The sequence below is a fragment of the Litchfieldia alkalitelluris genome (assembly GCF_002019645.1).
Taxonomy (GTDB): domain Bacteria; phylum Bacillota; class Bacilli; order Bacillales; family Bacillaceae_L; genus Litchfieldia; species Litchfieldia alkalitelluris.
Genome location: NZ_KV917374.1, coordinates 1,981,527 through 2,002,399, shown reverse-complemented (window position 1 = coordinate 2,002,399; position 20,873 = coordinate 1,981,527). Strand labels below are relative to the sequence as shown.

Here is a 20,873-nt window from a genome sequence, read left to right as displayed (position 1 = left end):
CTTCAATGATACCAATCTTGTGATGTACTTTCTGCCAACACTGAATTCGTCGTAAGCGCTACCAACATAATCATGATTAAGTACATTATTTTCTTCAAATGATCTTCCCCCTTATATTCAACTTGTTCACCTCAGCAAACTGACTGGATAGTATAACTATAAGTTAATAGGTAAAAATTATAAAAATAAAAAAGGAGCTATGAAAAGTAACTTTTGTTTACTTTTCTCCCTCTTTACTTTTAAAAAAATAGAGAAATCTCTCAGGTAGTAACATATACCAAGCCTTAACCCTTGCAAGTAGCCTTGTTAAGACTTTATTATTTATATGTATAGGTAAATTCGAACGGTCTTAACACTTTTTACACCTTTCAAATAATTTATAATTATCATATAATAGTAGATAATTTAATAATTTAATCTAAACTAATATTTATGCATTATGATATTGCGATAACAGAAAAGCTGTATAACTAGGTAGCACCTTAGTTTGGTGTATATGCTACATCTTCTTTACAAATTCAAGGGGAAAAGGTTGGTAAAAATGAGCAACGGAGAAACTAAAACAGACGTCATTCTTATTGGCGCTGGAATTATGAGTGCAACTTTAGGAACACTTTTAAAAGAATTAGTACCAGAATGGGAAATAACAGTGTTTGAGAAACTCTCAAAAGCAGGAGAGGAAAGCTCTAACGAGTGGAATAATGCCGGTACGGGTCATGCTGCACTTTGCGAGCTTAACTACACGAATGAAAGACCTGATGGATCTGTAGATATTAGTAAAGCTATAAAAGTGAATGAACAATTTCAAGTTTCAATGCAATTTTGGTCACATCTTGTAAATAGTAAGCTGATAGCTAACCCACAGGATTTCATTAGACAATTGCCTCACATGAGTTTAGTGCATGGAGAAGAAAATGTGACTTTCTTAAAAAAGCGTTTTGAAGCGCTGTCAAATAACCCTCTATTCCAGGGGATGGAATTTTCGGATAACACTGAGAAATTAATGGAATGGATTCCGTTAGTTATGCAAAACCGTACATCGAAAGAGCCCATTGCTGCAACAAAAATTGACACAGGAACGGATGTTAACTTTGGCGCTTTAACAAACATGCTATTTGAACATTTAGAGAGTAAAGATGTGGTTATGAACTACAATCGTAGTGTTAACGATATTAAACGCACTAGTGACGGCTCGTGGAAATTAAAGGTACGCAATTCGGTTACAGGTAACGTAGAACATCATACAGCGAAATTCGTCTTTATCGGAGGCGGTGGTGGAAGTATCCATTTACTTCAAAAATCCGGTATCCCTGAAGGAAGACGTATTGGTGGATTCCCTGTAAGCGGTATATTTATGGTGTGTAATAATCCGGATGTTGTCGCCCAGCATCATGCAAAGGTATATGGAAAAGCAAAGGTTGGTGCTCCGCCAATGTCTGTTCCACATCTAGATACACGATTTATTGACAATAAAAAAACGTTACTATTTGGGCCTTTTGCTGGCTTCTCACCAAGGTTTCTAAAAAATGGGTCAATGTTTGATTTGATCACTTCTGTAAAACCAGATAATCTCGTAACCATGCTGGCAGCAGGTGCAAAAAACATGTCATTGACGAAATACTTAATTCAGCAAGTGCTGCTATCAAAAGAAAAGCGTATGGAAGAGTTGCGTGAATTTATCCCAAATGCTAAAAGTGAAGATTGGGATTTAATCGTAGCTGGCCAACGTGTGCAAGTAATTAAAGATACCGAAGAAGGCGGAAAAGGAACGCTTCAATTTGGTACTGAAGTTGTTAGTGCAGTTGACGGTTCAATTGCCGCATTGCTTGGTGCTTCTCCAGGTGCATCGACTGCCGTTCACGTCATGCTAGAAGTATTAACAAAATGCTTCCCAGAACATATCAATGAATGGGAACCGAAAATTAAACAAATGATTCCGTCTTACGGTCTATCTCTAATGGATAACCCTAAGCTTCTGCAAAATATTCACACTTCAACTGCAGAGACTCTTCGCTTGAGCGAAAAAGAGCCGGTTTTTTGTTAAAGTAGAAGGTATATAGAGTCTCTATCAAAACTGATGCATTGGAAAGAAAGGACCTTTAATCGATTTATCGAATTAAAGGTCCTTTTTTCAGTTGCCAATGTAGTAAAACAGGCAAAACGATTAGGTAAATCTACGGTTATGAATTCAACAATTGTTCGATAACCGATAATGCTTCGCCCGCACTACCTTCAATCGTTACATCAAAAAATGATTGTTCTGAACCTATCTCTTTATTAATAAAAGCTGTCTTCCCGCTCGTCATTCTTGGCAGCTGACTAACTGGGTATACTTGAAGACTAGTGCCAATCACAATTACTAGGTCTGCTTTTTGTATATGAAATAACGCAGAATCCCAGGCATCGTCCGGTAGCGCTTCTCCAAACAAGACAACATTAGGACGAAAATGGCCACCGCAATTGCTACAACTTTCTTTCTCTAGAAATTGCTGCTTAACGCCTTTCATTCCACAATCATGACAACGAAATGAATGAATAGAACCATGTAGTTGATCTACGTTTTGACTTCCTGCCTCATGGTGCAATCCATCGACATTTTGAGTTGCCACACTCTGAACAAGTCCATCTTGCTCCCACTTTGCAATTATAAAATGTCCTTTATGAGGCTTTATGTCTCCTAGTCCCTTTAATCTCGCACTATAAAATTCATGGAACAAATCATAATTCTTGTGAAGTGCTTCCTCGGTTGCAACGGTTAATGGATCAATATCCTTCCACCAACCTGAGCGTGAACGAAAGTCTGGGATTCCACTTTCAGTTGACATGCCGGCCCCTGTTAAAATCACGGTGTGTTTGGATTGATACATATAGTTAACTAAAGTAGCATGATGTTGATATGAACTAGTCATTACATTCCACCTCTCAATTTAGTTCCTCCCTATAAGGCATCCCAGTCCCGGCACCCATTCTTTGCACCGATAATCCCGCTGCACTGATCGCAAATCGCACTGACTCCCTAAGTGTTTTATCTTCAGAGAGCGCAACAGCTAAAGCACCAACAAAGCAATCGCCAGCACCTGTTGTATCAATCGCCTTTACTTTTTGGGCTACTAGATGCTCTCCGTAAAACTGATTTTCGGCAGTTGACGCCATGTACACTCCTCTACTACCTAATGTGATAACAACTTGTTTTGCACCTTTTTCAAGTATGATTTTTGCAGCATGTTCAACATCATCCATATTTGAAATTGAGACTCCAGAAACGAGCTCAGCTTCTGTTTCATTTGGGATAAACAAGTCTACAAATGGTAAAATTTCAATGCTCTCCTCCATATATGGAGCAGGGTTTAGTATAATTTTTGTTCCGCTTTGTTTTGCAAGTTCAATCGCTCTTTTAACCGTCGGAAAAGGAACTTCCAATTGAATGACGAGCCAAGAAAACTCTTGAAAATCAACCTTATTCTCTATATCCTCTGGTAGTAAGTAATAATTGGCACCTGGAGTTACAATGATTTGATTTTCCGCTGATTCATCAACAACGATGCTGGCTATTCCGGTATTCTGTTCCGGGTTAACCAGTAAATAGTCAGTATCAATGTTCTCAACCGCAAACATCTCCAGTGCTTCTTTACCGAATAGATCATCACCGATGCATCCCATAAATGAAACCTCTCCACCTAATCTAGCAGCAGCAATTGCTTGGTTTGAGCCTTTTCCTCCAGGTCCTTTGTGAAAACTTTTCCCTATTAATGTTTCTCCTGGCTTTGGTAATCTCGTCACATGAAATGATAAATCCATGTTATAACTACCGATAACAAGTATCCGATTAGAATGAGTCATGAATATTCTCCTAACACTTGTGGAATGGTTTATTTTTTACCCTTAGTAATATTGTTCAACAAAATGCCTACTATTTCCTTTAAAAAATCAATAGCTACGATTTGCCCATAAAAATGTAGTATTGGAGAACGTCTAGGATTCTATAAAAAATAAAAAGGAAGCTAAAACGCTCCCTATTTTAAAGATATTTATAGATTAACTAATTTTATTACTACTTGTTAGTGTTAACTCCATGTTTATTTTATCCCCTGCACGATAAACCTCAAGAGATACTTTGTCACCTACTTTAAGCTCTGTATATAAATACTTTCGCAAATCATCTGAACTTGTGATAGGTTGATTATTCATTGATACAATTACATCTTGGACTTTTAACCCAGCTTGAGCCGCTGCTGAATTGGAATCGATCGTCGTCACCATTGCCCCACCCTCAATAGTTTGTGGTAGATGTTGAAGGTACATGGAAGGAACTTCTTCTAAACTAGCTAAGCCAACTCCCATATATGGGCGCTCAACTTGTCCAGTTTTAATCATTTCATTAATAATAGGCACTAAATCATTGCTAGGAATCGCAAAGCCTAAGCCCTCAACTCCATCGACAGCGATTTTCAAACTATTAATACCAACTAATTGACCTGAGGTATTAATAAGAGCTCCACCACTGTTACCAGGGTTAATTGCTGCATCAGTCTGTATGACGTTTAAGTCCCATTGTCCTGCTGAAGTTGTAACAGAAATAGTTCTGTCAACAGCACTAACAATACCTTGAGTAACTGTATTTGAAAACTCAAGACCAAGAGGATTTCCTATCGCCAAGACTGTTTCACCCGCTCTAAGAGTACTTGAGTCACCGAAATCTAGATGACTAGTTGCATATTCAGCATCAATTTTTAACACCGCTAAATCAGTTAAAGGATCTGCACCAATGACCTCAGCCGTTGTCTTTTCTCCACCATACACAGTGATTTCAAGCTCAGTTGCATTCTCAATCACATGATTATTCGTAACAACATATGCGCTTTGTTTATCTATTTGAAAAATCACACCCGTACCTGTGCCACTTTCAACAGTGTCTGAATTAGTAGAATTCGAATAAATGTTCCGCCCAGTTTGTGCTTGTAAATTAACGATTCCAACAATCGCTTTGGACGCTTCCTCTACCATGTCTGCCAACGAACCAGACGAAGTTGTCGAAGTTGATACACTTGTTACAGGAGTTTCTTGTATAGCCACTTGTTCAGTGTTACTTTCTTCTTGTCCAGTAAACTGAGATACCTTTGCGTGAACCTGAGAATACAAATCTTCTACATAACCGATGTAAGGAGCAACACCCAGCGTGAGCATTGAGCCAATCACTCCACCAGTTACTAGTGTAAAAACCCCTCTTCTCTTTTTTGCTTTTTTAAACTTTTTCGGTTCTTCTATTTCAGTAATGCTATTATTGTTAATTAAATCATTCATTTTAACTGCCTCCTTATTTTCACCATCTCTTTGGCTTAAACAAATAATAGCGTGAAAATATGAAGAAATTATTAACAAAGCTTTAATAGAGAAAGAAATATTAGTGGCGTTTTTTGGAGTAAGGTTGATTAGGACCAGATTTAATAAAAAAAATTGGGGCAAGTTAAAGGCACCCCAAATTTTACGATTTATTATTTGCATAACTTCGTGCCATTGTTGATGGGGAAAATTTTATTGTGTATGTTTCCTTAAGTTCTTTTTTTACTTTTTCTGTTAGTTTAGCACCTTGGGTGTTATGTTCGTCTTCCATTTCAATACCGTTAGGAATCAATTGATCTCTATCCCAATCTATCCATTCACCGTATTTTGTCACCCACTCGATCAGCTCACTTTTCAACTTTTGGGAAATTGGGAGTTCCTCAAGATTAAGGTTACAACTGCAATGTTTGCACCATATAGGATCAGCACCAACATCACCCTCAATTTTCAGATCATAGGATTTCATTTGCTTACAGGCACAACGCATGATTAATTAGTCCCCCTTAAATTGTCTTTTATATTCGTTTTAGATTGTTTTTTGTGAAATTATTGTTTGTATTAATTAGGACATTTTTTACCAAGAAACACCTCATGCCCCTGTTATTGACGAGGAGCAAACAACATGACTGATACCCCCACTATACAAATACCAGCCCCTACCCAATCATATAAATCAGGGGTTTTCTTATCAATTCCCCAGCCCCATAACACCGAAAGAACGATAAATACTCCTCCATATGCGGCATAAACTCTACCGAATGAAGGGAATGTTTGAAATGTTGCGATCACACCATATAATGCCAGGGCAATACCACCGAAGATGCCCCAATAAAATGGTTTCCCTTCTCTCAACCAAAGCCAAATAAGATAACCTCCACCGATTTCAGCAACTCCAGCTAAAATAAATAAAATAATTGCATAAGTCATTTAGTTACACACCTTTATAAATCTATTGTTTTTTACTATATAATTTTCATACTATCAGAAAACCTTACGTTCTTTCTCTGAAAATCAAATAAGAAAAACCGGGGATTTCACTGTGGTTGAATTTAAACGGATAAATTCCGCTTAAATTAGGAAATATCCATATTTCCCTTAAAATAACTGGAGTTTTTCCGCTTATATGAGACTAATCGTTCGATTTAGTCATATATTAGAGAAGTTAACCGGAATTTCTCCGCTTATCTGCTTCTTAAGCCGCTACTAGATACATTAGCGGGAATTTTTCCGCCTATGGAGAATGGAGAATACCCTTTTAAGATATTAGTCATCATACACGAAAAATAGTCTCCATACACAAAAATAGCACATTCAACGCCTATGGTAGTCCAAAATTTGATATCTTTCAAAAAAAGCGTCCTTTCATTTCGAAAGAGACGCTCTTACATGTTATTTTATTGAATTGTAGCTCTTATTTCCTGCATTTTTTGTTCAACTAATGGATAGAAGTTGTTTTTAGCATCGGTTGTCGTATTGCCTCCAAAGAAACCAGTACCAGGGCATGTTTTTACGGCATGTCCTTCACTTTTATCTAACACTCTTTCACCCGTGTTAATGTCCCACCAGCGATGATATTGGATACTGTCTATTGAAGGAGTTAATCCAAATTTCAACATGAGGAGAGCTGTGACAGTAATGATTGTTTCTCTTTGTGCCTTTGTCATTTGGTCATTACCTGCATTAAAATCGCCAACGTTTTCAATCGTTAAGGCATCCGCCTGGTTTGCCAGCATCGCCTCTGGATTTTTCAACCCATAAGATCCTTGTGGTGGTGAATTAAATGGTCGACCAACAGCTACCGTCCCGTCCGGAAACGTGGTTAAATGTTGACTGATATTATTCCATTTCATTGTATTCATATGATAATCTGCCATCCCTCTCAACAGATTAAAATGATTCGAGCCATTGAAGGTTTTATATGATGGTTGATAGGTGTGATGTTGTTGAACTTTCCCTATTTTTCTTGAAAAACGTTGATTAAATAACCAATCCCTAAACTCTTCCCTTGTCATCAGAATAAATTGACCCTGCATGTTTAGTTTTTTCGGAGGAATTTTTATATCCTGACCAATAAAGATCGTATCGGCAGTAAGGCCATTCACTGTTTTAATCGCTTGGACTGAAGAATCAAAGGATTGTGACAGCTTCCATAAGGTATCTCCAGAAACCACTTCATACATGAGTGGCACTCTTAGCCTTTGGCCAACTCTGATTAAATCAGACTGCAGTCCATTTACTAGCTTTAAATCCCCAATAGATGTACCATATGTATGAGCAATTTTCCATAAAGTATCTCCTGCTTTAATATCATATAAATTCCTTGGATGATTGTCAGCAAAAGCTATATTCAAATTCACTTGCATAAAAAGAAGAAAACTTAATGAAACTACAACTAGTTTTTTCATTTTGTAAATCCTTTCCTCTAGATTTCTCGTGGTACATCAATATTGTTTGTACCCACTGTGAATTTATTCTTATCCAAACAAAAGTAGCTAATAGTTAAATTCTTCAAATATAATTATCTTCATACTTGTTCATCCTATTAGATTTCTCCCTTTTTCTAGTAGTTGAATATTTTCATAGTTTTCGCTATTATAAGTAGGATTTAGACCTGATAATAAAATAGGCAAAGATCCATAAAAGAAATAAGGTGAGCTTCTTTGAAAAGGAAAATAACAATCATATCAGTAATTATTGTTTTGGTTTTAACCATTGCTTACGTATTTGTTGGTAACTATTTTTACAACTTTGCGCTTCTTGCAAATCAAGAGAAAGAGTTTTTGCAGGATAATCCTCATTTAGAAGAAAGTGAAGCGGTTATGGCTGATGTAGCCCAAGCAGATGAGCTAGCAAATGAAGAATTTAAGTTGAAACATACACCATCAGCAATGTCGATTGTATCTAATGATAAGCTGCAGCTTAAGTTACATGCAGATGTTTATCAAAACGAAAAAGCAAATCATCATTGGGCCATTGTTGTTCACGGTTATACGAGTAATGCAGCAGGGATGACAAGGTGGATCCGTAATTTCCACGATAAGGGATACAATGTTCTTGCCCCTGATCTTCGTGGACATGGCAAAAGTGAAGGGAATTACATTGGTATGGGGTGGCATGATCGAAAGGATATTTTGTTATGGATTAATGAAATTATTCAAATTGATCCTAAGGCCGAAATCGCCTTATTCGGTATTTCTATGGGCGGAGCAACGGTGATGATGACATCGGGTGAAGAGCTTCCTTCTAATGTAAAAGTGATTGTCGAGGACTGCGGTTACGCATCAGTTAGTGATGTGTTCATTTATCAGTTGGATGATTTATTCGGCTTGCCTGAGTTCCCAGTACTAAACGCTGCCAATACAATCACAAAAATACGTGCAGGCTATGACTTATATGAAGCCTCCGCCATAGAACAAGTTGCCAAAAGTAAGGTTCCAATGTTATTTATACACGGAGACCAAGATACGTTTGTTCCATATGAAATGGTAGATGAAGTGTATGAAGCTGCACAGGTAGATAAAGAAAAGCTTGTGATTCCAGGAGCAGGGCATGGTGAAGCAGCAAAAGTAGACCCTGAAGTTTATTGGAGCACCGTTTGGAGCTTTGTCGATCAATATATTCAATAACGTTATATGAGGAACTGCTAGGACTAGCAGTTCCTTTTTTCATTCACTATTTTGAGTGGTATTAAAGAATTCAGCTTGTTCCTTTTTATTTTCCTCAATTCGATTTTGCTCTTTGCCCATTTTTTCGTCCGATTCATAACTTAACTTTTGTGGTGCTTTTTTATTTTGTTTCATAACTATCCCCTTTCTACACATAGTTTATCCTCAGGAAAGAAGATATATTATTTTCGAAAGCATAACCTCTTAATTTTGCTTATAAAAAACTGGTGGTGATCCAACATTTTTGAGCCATATATGCTCTTGTCCATCTAATCCATCCTTTAGCCATACATCACCTTTCATTTCTTCTCCTGTCTTACGAAACCATGATATGTATGAACCAACAACTTCCGGGTTTACATCAAGTTCGTTCTTTTTTGGAAAAGAGATTTGGTTTTGCTCTTTAGTGATTAAATTAACTCCATAAAGTGCTGTATACATTGTAGGAACAGGACCTTCGTCCCACTCTTTATTCTCCTTAGAACGAGCAACAATCATCATATCTTCAGAAAACCATTCTAAATCAAGATCAACAAATCCTTCAGGTGTATATTCCTTTTGCCTAGCAGTGGCTGGCACATCTTGTATAGCAAGACTTTTGTTATCTACGAAAAACCTTCCCTCCCCGGAAATATAAGCTAGTTGATTAGAAGATGGAGCCCATTTCATCCAATCTCGGTATCCTAGCATTTTTCCAATCACTTGAAACTGTTCTCCCTCTTGAGATAAAACACATAATGTATTGCTATCCATCGACCAAGAAGCAGTAGGAACAGCCATAAAACTCACCCACTCTCCCTCATAACTCCACTTAAAGTCATCAGCATAAATGGCAAACAAGTCAGGTTCTTTTGTCTTAATCGTATAAAAAGGCTTCATTTTAGCTGGATTAAGATTTGCACCGATAGGAATTCGATAAAGTGGGATTGGCCCCCAGCCAGTTGGCAGTAAGTTTGCTTGTGAAGATACGATAAACTCTTTTCCATTTGGAAACCATTCAAAACCGCTAACACCTAAAGAGACATTTTCAAAACCTTGTGGACGATTATTCTTCATTTTTGTCACATTCAATACACCAACTGAGGTGTAAGCTAGTTGATTTTTTACAGGCGACCATTTAAAATCTGATGTTTCAACAATTATGTAGGGCTGGTAGTTTTCTTTTTTCTTGGTGTCATAAATGAACAAATTCGATTTTTCTCCAAGTTCATCGCCATCAATATACGCAATAAATCGACCATCATATGACCACTTTGGAGAATACACATATTGCCCCTTTGTTACCTGTATTTCTTCATCACCGTTTTTAATCCATAGTTGGTGGTCTCTTACAAATGCAGCGGTTAGTGGTACTTCAGCATTTGCCACTGATGAAAAAAGAAAACAGTTTATAAATAATAATAATAATAAATTCCGATATCTCATGACTGATCCCTCCTAACCATAGATTGTCCTAATCATTATGAGGGATTCGTCGTAAAGAACGGTTAGTATGAAGAACTTAATAAAATCGTGCTTTTGTTTAACTTGTATTTCTTGACTTTTATTTTTAAAAAGACTTTATATAAGCTTTATAAAAAGCCCAAATCTCTTTCGGATTTGGGCTACTCTGAATTTATTTACTTATTCTTACCTAGATCCTCTGAGCAACTAAAGAAATGAAACATCCCTCTTTTATGTGGAATTAAATTCAATTCCTTTGCTTTATCAGCATGATTTGTCATAATTTCTTCGAAAAGTTCGAATGAAGACTTCCCTTCCGTTTTAAGCCCCAGTTTTTCTGCTCCTTGAAACACCTTTTTTTTCCACACTTCATGTGCTACCTGATGAAGGTTTTTATTATCAACTGATACTCCTAGCTCTTTGGCATCCTTCTTAATTTGAGCTTCATGAACTTCTTTTGCTAACAGCTTAAGTTCTTTCCCCTCAGTGGAAATTCCTAATTCTTTCGCAGCTCGTTTCAGTTCTGTTTCACGAACTTCTTTCGCTAAATCCTTAAGTTCTTTCCCTTCAGTCGGTATTCCTAACTCCTTGGCCTCATTTTTCAGTCTTGTCTCAAAGACCTCTTTGGCTAGTGCTTTTAGCTCCTTTCCCTCGGTTGATATTCCTAATTCTTTCGCCTCTTTTGTTAGTTGAACTTGATGAATTTCTTTGACGATATCATCTAGTTCTTTTCCTGCTGTTTCAATACCAAGCATTTTTGCTCTTTTCTTAATCATCGTCTCCTTAACTTCTTTTGCTAAGGTTTCTGTATCTTTACCCTCTGTCTCAATCCCCATTGCTTCAGCCTGCTTTTTTAACATCTCCGGATCATGGTTGAAATGACCCTTATGTTTATGTAGTTCTTTCGAATCCTGCTTTACACTTACATCTCCTGCCGCAAACGCTTGAAAAGAACCTAACAGTCCGAGTAGTAAAGTAATGGCACAAATAAAACTGATCTTTCTCATTTAGTATTTCCTCCTTATCGTGTATTTGGTCTTACACACAATAGGATGCCCACCAAATATGACCAAATTATGAACAAAATGTTAAATGTTTTGTTTTTAAATTTTTTCAAAAGAAAGCCAATTCCAAACCAATCTCAACTGAACCTAGTCATACCACATGGACAACTAGTCTGAAGTTCTTTTCCACAACCGCTCAACACTTCTTAACTCTCTATCATTAAACGATAGCTTATAAATATCTGGCATATCAAGATTTTTCCAAAACGAAAAATTATAGTGGTGATCAAAGAAATTCATGATTAAAACCATCATATTTCCATGTGTACCGATCACAACATTTTTCCCCTGGTGTTTCTCTAGTAGTTGATAAGTCGACTTTACCCCTCGATCTTGAGCGACGTAATTGGACTCGCCACCCTCCCAGGAGAAGTTGTAATCCTCCCATACCTTTGTAATCGCAAAATTAAAATCTTCGGCAGGAACGGTAGTTAACACGCGTTCTTTAAAGCCTTCAATGATTTCAATCTCTTTTCCTATGTATTCGGTAATGCCTTCGACTGTTTGAACTGCTCTTGCATATGGACTAGAAACAACTATATCAATTTCTTCACTCTTTAATAGTTCAGTAGCTTTGGTTGCATCAAAAAAACCTTTTTCAGATAAAGGTCTTCTTAATTCATCAGGTGTATATGTAGAGTGCGCATGTCTTACAAAATATAAGTTTGTCATTTTGGTAACACCTACTTTTAAGCTTTTTCTTAATTAGAATTGAACTAAAGTTAGTCACTCGGTTACTCTATCCACTAGACTTACCCACAACCTTCCAAGAACCATGGATATGTTCTAATAATAGGTTAATATTTTTCATACCTATCTGTTGACCATTTTCTTTATCGTATTTTACACAGGCAATCCCTATCGTTCGATGTTTGTTTTTATAATGCTTATTCATTACTTCAGTTGTAGCTTTACCATTTTCATATAATAATGAATAAGTCGGAGCTTCACACTGTTGAATAAAGCTCTTCAAATCCACCCAATCGATTGGATCTCTTATGAGCCTGTATATAGAGCTTCTAGAGAGTAGTGTCCAATCGGATTCACTAACAATGTGTACACTTTTTCTTTCATCATTGATTGCTTCTTCTACTAACTCATCAACAACTTTAACGGGGGCTGTATAAAGACTTTTAATATAAATGTATCTAGCAGTTAAAGATAGTAAAACTACTAAACTACATACAGCTAAAATAATTCCTATTCTTTTTAGCAAAGATTCCCCTCCCTTTGGACACCAAGCTTTCTGCAATTAATGGCTTTAATCTAAAATAACAAGATTAGACATACCTAAATCTTTTTAATTAATTTTTCTTTATTTCGATAAATAAACCTATAATACCTTTAACCATATAATATAAATCTGTAATTTATATATCCAAGGGTGAATTTTGGGGAAGCTACCATTTTTGAGTATACATTTCTAGGATTTTCTATTTCGTATATCGCTTTATATTATATAAATAAGTATTCGGACAGCTTTTATCGCTTTCTCGCTAAATCTGTCTGAAGTTGCCCTGGGTTCGGACAGCTTGACTTCATTTCTCGCTAAGGCTGTCTGAAGTCACCTTGGGTTCGGACAGCTTGACTTCATTTCTTGCTAAACCTGTCTGAAGTTGCCTTGGGTTCGGACAGCTTGACTTCATTTCTCGCTAAAGCTGTCTGAAGTCACCTTGGGTTCGGACAGCTTGACTTCATTTCTTGCTAAACCTGTCTGAAGTTGCCTTGGGTTCGGACAGCTTTTATCGCTTTCTCGCTAAATCTGTCTGAAGTTGCCCTGGGTTCGGACAGCTTGTCTTCATTTCTTGCTAAAGTTGTCCGAAGTTGCCCTGGGTTCGGACAGCTTGTCTTCATTTCTTGCTAAAGTTGTCCGAAGTTGCCCTGGGTTCGGACAGCTTGTCTTCATTTCTTGCTAAAGTTGTCCGAAGTTGCCCTGGGTTCGGACAGCTTGTCTTCATTTCTTGCTAAAGTTGTCCGAAGTTGCCCTGGGTTCGGACAGCTTGACTTCATTTCTCGCTAACCCTGTCTGAAGTTGCCTTGGGTTCGGACAGCTTTTCTCGCTTTCTCGCTAAAGCTGTCTGAAGTTGCCTTGGGTTCGGACAGCTTTTATCGCTTTCTCGCTAAAGCTGTCTGAAGTTGCCTTGGGTTCGGACAGCTTGACTTCATTTCTTGCTAAAGTTGTCCGAAGTTGCCCTGGGTTCGGACAGCTTGACTTCATTTCTTGCTAAAGTTGTCCGAAGTTGCCCTGGGTTCGGACAGCTTGACTTCATTTCTTGCTAAACCTGTCTGAAGTTGCCTTGGGTTCGGACAGCTTTTATCGCTTTCTCGCTAAAGCTGTCTGAAGTCACCTTGGGTTCGGACAGCTTGACTTCATTTCTCGCTAAAGCTGTCTGAAGTCACCTTGGGTTCGGACAGCTTGACTTCATTTCTTGCTAAACCTGTCTGAAGTTACCTTAGGTTCGGTCAAACCCCACATCATTCATTATGACAGTTGTCAGACTGACCACCTATTGCACTATCTCATCATGCGCATTCTATTCATATGCTATATCGTTATCTTCGCACCATTGTATCGCAATTTCTTTCAATCGCTCAGCACGAAAAAGGTACCACTGATCCTCGATATTGAAATCTATGATCAGATCCTTAAATCTCCGAAAGGCACCTCTTCCTCTGATTGCAACAAATAATGCTTCCTGTCTTGTGTCATCAACTACCGTGAGGCAAAAGTCTTCCATGATGTCGTAATCATTTATATCCTCTTCAGTCGGTAACTCAACATAATCCTCAAAGTTCTCAATAATATCATTAGCTACCACTCTATTCTCTTGTTGCCATTCGGGCAAATGCTCATATGGTTCTTCATCCTCAGCAGCTCTTAAGTCACCTGATGTTACACCTACTACTTCACCAGTTTTAAGATTTAGAAAGGAATGTGACTCATCAAATTGCATTTCCAATTCATCTACTATCTTCTCAAGTTTGATCTTCATATAAAAACTTTCTCCTATCTAATAAGCTAGTTTAGTATCTAATATCCTTCATTAAAAGAAACAAGCAATTTTCTTGAAAAATTCTTGTATATTGAAGTTATTTACCATTAATCCAACTTTTAAACAATGTAATAAAAGCGGTTAAGAGATAGTCTTAGAGTCTGAATGCCCCTAAAATATTACAATATTATAAAAAGCTATTCCTCAACTGAAGAATAGCCCTACCTTCCCTGAAACGTAAACACTCACAACATGTAAGGAATTGCTACGACCACTAAAATCACGACTAAAATTGCAATAACAACTCCAACACCACTAGGAGCCTTATATCCGCAATTCGGGCATATTGGTGATCTTCTTGAAATTGTTTTCCCACATGATCTACACCATCTAAATCTATTTTGGCCATTTAAGTCCATCGAAAATTCTCCTACCTATAGTTAAGATGCGCGATAATATCCTTGTAATATATTCTTCGTACACTTTATAAGAAATCTTGCTCTATCAATTATTTAAGAGCGACGATTTATTGCTATTCGGAGCAATATAAAAAGACCAACCACTATTGTTATGCAAAATAAAAAACCAAAAACTGAAGTGAGTGTAGTAATCAAGTAAATCACTTCCTTTTAATCATTACATTATTGATCAAGAAGATTAAGTCGGTTGGGTATCGAAGTCCTAACTGAAAGAAATATATGCCGCAATTCCTAAAACAAACCAAAAAAGAGCATCAGATAAATAAATAATATAGAGTTTTTCATCTTTTTTATAGATATATTTTTCAATACAAAAAAATAAGTTCATGAAGGTACCAACGAATGGAAATAGGAGAAATAGGTTAGCATCTGGGAAAACAAATGGAATTAGCATACATGCTGTAAAGACTAGATAAAAAAATATAGCATATGTTTTATTGTCATGTTTATACCATGACCAGCCTCTTTTAGGTACTTTAAACTTTTGATGAATGACTCTATCTATAAAGAAATACCAAATCACTCCAATAGATATCAAGACTACTAGCCCCATAATGTCTCCTTTTCATATAATTCATATTAATTGCTACTCAATAAATATAAGATTCCACATGACCAAACCTTATTCCTTCTTAGTTTACTTAATCAGATTATTAAGCTAAAAAGCCGAAAGACATTATATAGTCTTTCGGCTAATCATTCACACCATAGTTCTAGAAATCTTTGCAACACCCAGTGCAAAATGAGCCCAAAGGATATTTTCTATGAGTTCTGATTGTGTCTCCTCACAATCAATAATAAGAATCACTTCTGAATGTTTTCCTTTTAACTTTCTTTTTTTCTTTTTTAAAACCAACTCAGTATAAAGACGTATCGCAAACCCAAGAACAAATCCTACAAATGCACCAATCAGGCCCCAGTAAATCGGACCCCAAGCTAGTTCGAAACCGACACTAGCTCCGATTACAGCAAAAGCTGCTGCAAGGGCTATACCTATATCAATAAAGGTTGTACCGTCTGAACGATGAAGTGTATCAAATATTTGCGTTCCTCTTGTCGATTATCAAGTGGAACTGCAAATATATTTTCTTGTTTAATTCCGTTTTTCTCTAGCATTGTTATTGCTATCTCTAAAAATGTATTATTTTCAAATGTAGAAAAGAGTTGCATCCTATTCATGTAACTTTTTGTCCTCTCAGTATTTGAAATTTAGCATTTTGATAATGTTCTGCTAAATATTTTCTTTGTTCTTTTTCATAGAGTTTGTTATTTTCGACAGTTGCTGTATAAGAGTCAAACGTAGCAAAACCGTAGAGTGAGGGGAAAAATAAAAGCCATTCTGGATCTAGCACATCTGTTGCTCTTTGGATTTCCCCAAAAAATAAAAAAGTCACTGCTTCAAGTCCATGAGAGAGATAAAAAAAGATAACAGCCCAAACCACAACAAAAGCTGCTGTTAAAATTCTATGTATATAGAGTAGTCCTAGACCTGGCATAAACAACGACCATATTAAAGCCAAAGCTGGTTCTCTCTTATCTAAATAGTTAATTTCTATTGGAGATATAACAAAAGAATTAAAACGGTGATTTTCTCGCTCTGCCAGTATGTAAACTTTATTCATATCTACTGTGGTTCGATAGCTATCCCATATGGCAAACAGGTATACAGGTATATAAATAAGAAGCCAGCGTGTATCTAATATATCCTTGGCCATTTCTATTTTTCCTTGAAATGAATAAACCATGGCTAAGTTTATATTGGCAAAGTAATTAACGACCACTTCCCAAATAAATAACAAATAACCTCGTATATATTTTGATAACAGCAAATGTCCAAAGCCTGGAAAAGCTGCACTCCACCAAGCAACAATATAGGGATTTCTCAGATGAATCTGTGTTGTTCCAAGCGCACTGACATGCGCCTTGTACCGTCTAGCCGTATTATCGTTAGTATAGTTATTCATCAAAGTTGCCACCTAAAACACTAATTTTCACTAGTTTCCATCAAAATTCCAATTTTATACCTTCTTTTGGAACTTGCCCCTTATGTTCAACCTTCAAAGTAATACATTAACATTATATTGATATCACAGAGAGACAGATTAGTTATTACTGACGTTAAAAAGCCGACTGATTATATAAAAATCAATCGGCTAATATAAGGGTTTATTCTTTGATGATATTGCTTTGTTTTTTCTAAATGCTTTTCAAAAGTACCTTGTTTATGATTATTTTACATACTTATAAAATATTGGTTAAATATGATTGCATTGACTTAGGCAAAAGCTGAAAGATTAATCCTTCATATTTAAAATCAAGCAGAACAGCAATTATTAAACTTATAATTATTACAACCAATAGAGTTTTCTTGTTTTTAGTAGTCCATTGCAAAATATATTCCTCCAGCTAAAACTTATATATAGATAAAAAATACTACAGTTATAATATAAAATAAAATGCTCCCCTTTTTATATTAAACATGTTACTTCTACTTAAATTCTTTCTCACTAAGATAAAATACCCTTCCTTCTTGCAACTTAGAAATCTCTTCATTATTTGCAAAAACGTGAGTAACACTTGAGTTGTCATCAAAAGTAATCGTGATCTGGAAGTAATTAGCGTTAGCAACACCGTTATTAAATGGAATCACATAGAACAGCTCACCATTTCTAGCTTCATATAATCCGCTTCGATAGTCCCACTCTGGATACTAACAGCAATATGTTTGATACTTAGGTCCTTAATGACACCGAATAAAGTTGGATTTATATTCTGATCCTCATTTAGCAATTTTACGAAAGGGTAAACTGTTTGTTAAGTGGAACATCTGTATTAACATGTCCTCCACCACCCAACCACTTATATCCAGTAAGGGAGTTTTTTACTAAGTCGACAGAGTACATATAGTTTTCCCCATTATTTGATTCACCCACTGAATAAATCATGATTCCTTCTGCTGTTTCAAGTTGATCAATAACCTTTATATCTTCAACAATATCATCTCTAACTTCACGAATAATTTCAACTGGTTCATCATTTCTATAAAACATAAAGAATAAGATGATTGAGACTAAGATTGTTGCGAATAAAAGTAGTTTTTTCATATAATATTAACCCTCCTATATAGCTACTACTCTTCTTCATTTAATCAATGAAATGAAACTGTCTCGAAAAGAACTAAATAACAATTATATGTGTTTTTCTCTAACTCAATGGCATCAAGAAATATTATAATTCATCTTTCTCTATATTAGACTATTAGTTAGCTTACGAATTACCCTAAAAAAAGTTTCAAATTTTAAATTTCGTGCCCGTCTATAAAAAAAGTTAAAGAATTTATGTATGGTGGATGACACCTGCATCATCCAACCGGCATATACTATATTAACTTACTCGGTCGATTCATTCTCTAAAACATCCCTCGGAATGTCTTTATGACTTCGAAAATATCTAATGTGTTCATGGGTAATAAGAGGTAACTTCTTAAAATGATGAGGATCTCTTAATTCATTTCTCGGCAAAGCTTGGTTTAGACGTTGGTATGATTCTTGCTGGTAAATCTCATCCATCATGCGTTGATAGTGATTTAAAACATAATCATATTCTTTTAAGCACTTGAAATAATTAAAGCTTGCTTCTTTCATTTCATGTAATATTGGATCTAACTTTCTATGTTTTAGTTGGGGTAAAACGTTATCATTCCAACCTTTTGTTAATTCATCAATGGAAGGGCCTTTTTCTTTTGCCTTTTTTGCTTTTCTATATTGTTCAAAGCATTCCCATTTAATTAAATCTCCCATCCAAATCACTCCTTTGTTACAGAGTACGTGGTAATTTTATAAGCGGAACGGTATTTGTCCAAAGATAGACGCAAAAAGAACGATTGTTATTTTCAGCTCAATTAGAAATCACACAAAAAACCTACAATATCTTATGCATCCCTCTAGAAATAGAATCGATATCTAGTAACCGTCACAAAACCTTCTCATTTAATCCACCTTCTCTTTATCTTAGCCTCATAGACAAGACATCTGTATTTAAAATTCTTATGAATTTTTACCACGGCAAGGTTCTTTCCATTAATTGGTAATATTTCCTTGTAATTTGAAAGTTTTGTAAAGGAGTTGAATATTTTTTAACAATGGTAAATTTAAAAAGCACATTAAAACGTGTATTACATACAGATCTTAAGGTGATAAAAAACTTAATTGGGGTAAATGTCAATCAAACGCGACGTGTTGTTTATGGAGGAATACTTGCATCATTTGCAACGATTCTTCAGTCTACGGGAATGTTAGGCGGAGTGTTTTTGATAATTAGCGCTCTTAGTACTTTGCCAATTATCCTCTCTACTACTTTGTCCATCCATATGGGTTTCTTAAGTTATGTGGTAGCCTCAGTTCTAATTGCTATTATTCAACCAAGTGAATTATTTGCATTTCCTTTTACCACTGGATTACTTGGGCTAAGCTTAGGGGTTGCTTTTCTTCTTTTCAAAAAGACTCTTGGTGTGGTTCTCTTTTCGGGCATTTCACTGACGCTTGGCATATTCTTTATTCTCGCGATCATCCAATTTCCAATATTAGGTCCTTCCATTGCTTCAACTATTGATCTTAACATCCTCTTAATGATTACAATCTTTTCTTTAATTTATAGTTGGTTATGGGTGAAAATTTTCATATTTCTTGTTAGAACATTTAAAAAGTTGGCTATTTTTTTTTATGAAAAATAAATCTAAAAAAAAAGAATCTACAATACTTTATTATTGTTTAACTTCGATAAAACAAGTTAAAATTTCCTATTTTTACTTTTTGCTCTTGAATCTCCAATAGAAACACTCCTTCTCCAACCTTTTTCCAACTCTTGTATTATTTCCTCAAAAAATAAAAGTATCCTTGAATTAATAGTTAATTCTTAATTCTATGAACTAGCAGATTCGAAATTTAGCTATTATTCTAATTCACACAAAATGGCTACATCAAATGATGTAGCCATTAAATTCTGTATTAGTACCCACCACCAATTGGGTAGTTGTTACCGACGATGATTAGTAGAATGAACAAGACAACTAAAAGTGTGAAGCTATTTGACATACCTCCACCAAAACCTCCGTAACTCATAAAATCACCTCCTTTTAAAATGATTTATCATGAATTATGCGTTACATTTAATAACCTTGAGCAATTGGATAGTTAGAACCAACGATAATCAACAGAACAAATAATACGACTAATAGTGTGAAGCTATTAGAGTTGTTACCCCATGTACTCATCGATTCCACCTCCTTTATTAGGTTTGTTATATCCTATGAAAAAAGTTTCATAGAGGACAAGGCATCTGTCTTGTTTTCTTTAAAAAAGGCGTTTGTCTTAATGGCTCTCTTCTACTATTGGATAGTTTGGTTCCAACATTTTTTACTAGAAGAACAATACGACTAGTAGTATAAAGCTGCTGTTTGAGTTGTTACGGTCATAGTCATAACCTGTGCCAAGCCACTGGCCCATTCTCCACCTTCTTAATTATATAAATTAAGGGTTGTGACTTTTCTCCTTCGACTGACATAAGAAAAGGAAGCACAATGGCTTCCTTTTCTGTGAGATGTTATGAGTTGAAGTGCTTTTACAGGCTGGATATGGTCGGCTTACTTTACTATATGATGGTAAAGCTAGTTTGATAGGACTGATTACTAGATTGTATAAAAAAGGCGCTTGTCCTCTATTAGTCTACATTAGACGCTTAAGTTGGATGGCCTTATACATAATTCTCGCATCTCTTCCCATCTTCGTTGGACTATTTATGATAGGCTCTAATTGTCTTAAAAACCTTTCATCACAAATCGGATTATGACCAAATTTCTGATAACATGCATCATGACGCATGCAGATAGCA

The 20,873-nt window shown here is 36.0% G+C and carries 24 protein-coding genes and 1 pseudogene; 4 read left to right on the top strand and 21 right to left on the bottom strand.

The window, feature by feature from the left end; translation table 11 throughout:
- The first annotated feature begins 496 nt into the window (after window positions 1-496).
- Window positions 497-2,044 (top strand): malate:quinone oxidoreductase, encoded by a 1,548-nt coding sequence (locus tag BK579_RS09170; protein WP_268876463.1) that lies wholly within the window; start codon window positions 497-499, stop codon window positions 2,042-2,044.
- Window positions 2,045-2,077: 33 nt separating this feature from the next.
- Entirely contained in the window at window positions 2,078-2,206 is a 129-nt protein-coding gene (locus BK579_RS26720) for a hypothetical protein (protein WP_268876462.1), read from the top strand.
- Here the strand turns inward: BK579_RS26720 and BK579_RS09165 are convergent.
- The 6 genes from BK579_RS09165 to BK579_RS09140 all read right to left on the bottom strand — a co-directional run bounded on the left by BK579_RS09165 (window position 2,181) and on the right by BK579_RS09140 (window position 7,745).
- Window positions 2,181-2,909, bottom strand: coding sequence for an SIR2 family NAD-dependent protein deacylase (locus BK579_RS09165; protein ID WP_078544897.1), 729 nt, complete (start codon window positions 2,907-2,909; stop codon window positions 2,181-2,183). The genes BK579_RS26720 and BK579_RS09165 overlap by 26 nt on opposite strands.
- A gap of 13 nt (window positions 2,910-2,922) precedes the next feature.
- On the bottom strand, window positions 2,923-3,840 hold the full coding sequence (gene rbsK / locus BK579_RS09160; protein ID WP_078544896.1) for a ribokinase: 918 nt from the start codon (window positions 3,838-3,840) through the stop codon (window positions 2,923-2,925).
- Between the two features lie 195 nt (window positions 3,841-4,035).
- Window positions 4,036-5,301 carry a S1C family serine protease gene (locus BK579_RS09155; RefSeq protein ID WP_139365076.1) on the bottom strand — a complete coding sequence of 422 codons (1,266 nt, stop codon included), beginning with the start codon at window positions 5,299-5,301 and terminating at the stop codon, window positions 4,036-4,038.
- A gap of 181 nt (window positions 5,302-5,482) precedes the next feature.
- The gene (locus BK579_RS09150) at window positions 5,483-5,827 is read right to left on the bottom strand and encodes a hypothetical protein (protein WP_078544895.1); all 345 of its coding nucleotides are present in this window, start codon (window positions 5,825-5,827) and stop codon (window positions 5,483-5,485) included.
- Between the two features lie 113 nt (window positions 5,828-5,940).
- Window positions 5,941-6,267: a YnfA family protein gene (locus tag BK579_RS09145; protein WP_078544894.1), complete on the bottom strand. Its 327-nt coding sequence runs from the start codon at window positions 6,265-6,267 to the stop codon at window positions 5,941-5,943.
- 467 nt (window positions 6,268-6,734) lie between these two features.
- Window positions 6,735-7,745: a peptidoglycan recognition protein family protein gene (locus BK579_RS09140; RefSeq protein ID WP_078544893.1), complete on the bottom strand. Its 1,011-nt coding sequence runs from the start codon at window positions 7,743-7,745 to the stop codon at window positions 6,735-6,737.
- A gap of 255 nt (window positions 7,746-8,000) precedes the next feature.
- On the opposite strand from BK579_RS09140, the gene BK579_RS09135 reads away from it, so the two are divergent.
- Entirely contained in the window at window positions 8,001-8,966 is a 966-nt protein-coding gene (locus BK579_RS09135; RefSeq protein ID WP_078544892.1) for an alpha/beta hydrolase, read from the top strand.
- Window positions 8,967-9,005: 39 nt separating this feature from the next.
- Here the strand turns inward: BK579_RS09135 and BK579_RS26715 are convergent, their stop codons facing one another.
- The 12 genes and pseudogenes from BK579_RS26715 to BK579_RS09080 form a co-directional block, all read right to left on the bottom strand.
- A complete protein-coding gene (locus BK579_RS26715; protein WP_268876461.1) occupies window positions 9,006-9,140 on the bottom strand; it encodes a hypothetical protein in 135 nt (44 codons plus the stop codon).
- 69 nt (window positions 9,141-9,209) lie between these two features.
- Window positions 9,210-10,430: an eIF2A family protein gene (locus BK579_RS09130; protein ID WP_078544891.1), complete on the bottom strand. Its 1,221-nt coding sequence runs from the start codon at window positions 10,428-10,430 to the stop codon at window positions 9,210-9,212.
- Between the two features lie 194 nt (window positions 10,431-10,624).
- Window positions 10,625-11,455, bottom strand: a complete 831-nt coding sequence (locus tag BK579_RS09125) for a hypothetical protein (RefSeq protein ID WP_078544890.1) — start codon at window positions 11,453-11,455, stop codon at window positions 10,625-10,627.
- A gap of 165 nt (window positions 11,456-11,620) precedes the next feature.
- Window positions 11,621-12,184 (bottom strand): histidine phosphatase family protein, encoded by a 564-nt coding sequence (locus tag BK579_RS09120; protein WP_078544889.1) that lies wholly within the window; start codon window positions 12,182-12,184, stop codon window positions 11,621-11,623.
- Window positions 12,185-12,251: 67 nt separating this feature from the next.
- A complete protein-coding gene (locus BK579_RS09115) occupies window positions 12,252-12,728 on the bottom strand; it encodes a hypothetical protein (protein WP_078544888.1) in 477 nt (158 codons plus the stop codon).
- 1,318 nt (window positions 12,729-14,046) lie between these two features.
- Window positions 14,047-14,505 carry a UPF0158 family protein gene (locus BK579_RS09110; RefSeq protein WP_078544887.1) on the bottom strand — a complete coding sequence of 153 codons (459 nt, stop codon included), beginning with the start codon at window positions 14,503-14,505 and terminating at the stop codon, window positions 14,047-14,049.
- Window positions 14,506-14,750: 245 nt separating this feature from the next.
- Entirely contained in the window at window positions 14,751-14,924 is a 174-nt protein-coding gene (locus BK579_RS25575; protein WP_169891109.1) for a hypothetical protein, read from the bottom strand.
- Window positions 14,925-15,186: 262 nt separating this feature from the next.
- Entirely contained in the window at window positions 15,187-15,537 is a 351-nt protein-coding gene (locus BK579_RS09105; protein WP_078544886.1) for a DUF4181 domain-containing protein, read from the bottom strand.
- 147 nt (window positions 15,538-15,684) lie between these two features.
- Window positions 15,685-16,154, bottom strand: a pseudogene (locus BK579_RS09100) (hypothetical protein).
- Between the two features lie 5 nt (window positions 16,155-16,159).
- Complete coding sequence (locus BK579_RS09095) at window positions 16,160-16,948, bottom strand: hypothetical protein (protein WP_078544885.1); 789 nt, start codon at window positions 16,946-16,948, stop codon at window positions 16,160-16,162.
- An 828-nt stretch (window positions 16,949-17,776) separates the two neighbouring features.
- A complete protein-coding gene (locus BK579_RS09085; RefSeq protein ID WP_078544884.1) occupies window positions 17,777-18,088 on the bottom strand; it encodes a hypothetical protein in 312 nt (103 codons plus the stop codon).
- 285 nt (window positions 18,089-18,373) lie between these two features.
- Window positions 18,374-18,784 carry a hypothetical protein gene (locus BK579_RS09080; protein ID WP_078544883.1) on the bottom strand — a complete coding sequence of 137 codons (411 nt, stop codon included), beginning with the start codon at window positions 18,782-18,784 and terminating at the stop codon, window positions 18,374-18,376.
- Window positions 18,785-19,125: 341 nt separating this feature from the next.
- Between BK579_RS09080 and BK579_RS09075 the strand changes: the two genes are divergently transcribed.
- Complete coding sequence (locus tag BK579_RS09075; RefSeq protein ID WP_078544882.1) at window positions 19,126-19,716, top strand: hypothetical protein; 591 nt, start codon at window positions 19,126-19,128, stop codon at window positions 19,714-19,716.
- A gap of 274 nt (window positions 19,717-19,990) precedes the next feature.
- On the opposite strand, the gene BK579_RS09070 is transcribed toward BK579_RS09075, so the two are convergent.
- The 3 genes from BK579_RS09070 to BK579_RS26360 all read right to left on the bottom strand — a co-directional run bounded on the left by BK579_RS09070 (window position 19,991) and on the right by BK579_RS26360 (window position 20,863).
- Window positions 19,991-20,104, bottom strand: a complete 114-nt coding sequence (locus BK579_RS09070; RefSeq protein WP_078544881.1) for a YjcZ family sporulation protein — start codon at window positions 20,102-20,104, stop codon at window positions 19,991-19,993.
- Window positions 20,105-20,151: 47 nt separating this feature from the next.
- The gene (locus BK579_RS09065) at window positions 20,152-20,256 is read right to left on the bottom strand and encodes a YjcZ family sporulation protein (protein ID WP_078544880.1); all 105 of its coding nucleotides are present in this window, start codon (window positions 20,254-20,256) and stop codon (window positions 20,152-20,154) included.
- Window positions 20,257-20,707: 451 nt separating this feature from the next.
- Complete coding sequence (locus BK579_RS26360) at window positions 20,708-20,863, bottom strand: hypothetical protein (RefSeq protein ID WP_235848395.1); 156 nt, start codon at window positions 20,861-20,863, stop codon at window positions 20,708-20,710.
- Window positions 20,864-20,873 lie beyond the last annotated feature (10 nt).

Coding starts and splice junctions, on each gene's coding strand:
- BK579_RS09170 (WP_268876463.1), top strand. CDS start 497: ATGCTACATCTTCTTTACAAATTCAAGGGGAAAAGGTTGGTAAAAATG.
- BK579_RS26720 (WP_268876462.1), top strand. CDS start 2,078: ATGCATTGGAAAGAAAGGACCTTTAATCGATTTATCGAATTAAAGGTC.
- BK579_RS09165 (WP_078544897.1), bottom strand. CDS start 2,909: ATGACTAGTTCATATCAACATCATGCTACTTTAGTTAACTATATGTAT.
- rbsK (WP_078544896.1), bottom strand. CDS start 3,840: ATGACTCATTCTAATCGGATACTTGTTATCGGTAGTTATAACATGGAT.
- BK579_RS09155 (WP_139365076.1), bottom strand. CDS start 5,301: ATGAATGATTTAATTAACAATAATAGCATTACTGAAATAGAAGAACCG.
- BK579_RS09150 (WP_078544895.1), bottom strand. CDS start 5,827: ATGCGTTGTGCCTGTAAGCAAATGAAATCCTATGATCTGAAAATTGAG.
- BK579_RS09145 (WP_078544894.1), bottom strand. CDS start 6,267: ATGACTTATGCAATTATTTTATTTATTTTAGCTGGAGTTGCTGAAATC.
- BK579_RS09140 (WP_078544893.1), bottom strand. CDS start 7,745: ATGAAAAAACTAGTTGTAGTTTCATTAAGTTTTCTTCTTTTTATGCAA.
- BK579_RS26715 (WP_268876461.1), bottom strand. CDS start 9,140: ATGAAACAAAATAAAAAAGCACCACAAAAGTTAAGTTATGAATCGGAC.
- BK579_RS09130 (WP_078544891.1), bottom strand. CDS start 10,430: ATGAGATATCGGAATTTATTATTATTATTATTTATAAACTGTTTTCTT.
- BK579_RS09125 (WP_078544890.1), bottom strand. CDS start 11,455: ATGAGAAAGATCAGTTTTATTTGTGCCATTACTTTACTACTCGGACTG.
- BK579_RS09120 (WP_078544889.1), bottom strand. CDS start 12,184: ATGACAAACTTATATTTTGTAAGACATGCGCACTCTACATATACACCT.
- BK579_RS09110 (WP_078544887.1), bottom strand. CDS start 14,505: ATGAAGATCAAACTTGAGAAGATAGTAGATGAATTGGAAATGCAATTT.
- BK579_RS25575 (WP_169891109.1), bottom strand. CDS start 14,924: ATGGACTTAAATGGCCAAAATAGATTTAGATGGTGTAGATCATGTGGG.
- BK579_RS09105 (WP_078544886.1), bottom strand. CDS start 15,537: ATGGGGCTAGTAGTCTTGATATCTATTGGAGTGATTTGGTATTTCTTT.
- BK579_RS09095 (WP_078544885.1), bottom strand. CDS start 16,948: ATGAATAACTATACTAACGATAATACGGCTAGACGGTACAAGGCGCAT.
- BK579_RS09085 (WP_078544884.1), bottom strand. CDS start 18,088: ATGAAAAAACTACTTTTATTCGCAACAATCTTAGTCTCAATCATCTTA.
- BK579_RS09080 (WP_078544883.1), bottom strand. CDS start 18,784: ATGGGAGATTTAATTAAATGGGAATGCTTTGAACAATATAGAAAAGCA.
- BK579_RS09075 (WP_078544882.1), top strand. CDS start 19,126: ATGGTAAATTTAAAAAGCACATTAAAACGTGTATTACATACAGATCTT.
- BK579_RS09070 (WP_078544881.1), bottom strand. CDS start 20,104: ATGAGTTACGGAGGTTTTGGTGGAGGTATGTCAAATAGCTTCACACTT.
- BK579_RS09065 (WP_078544880.1), bottom strand. CDS start 20,256: ATGAGTACATGGGGTAACAACTCTAATAGCTTCACACTATTAGTCGTA.
- BK579_RS26360 (WP_235848395.1), bottom strand. CDS start 20,863: ATGCGTCATGATGCATGTTATCAGAAATTTGGTCATAATCCGATTTGT.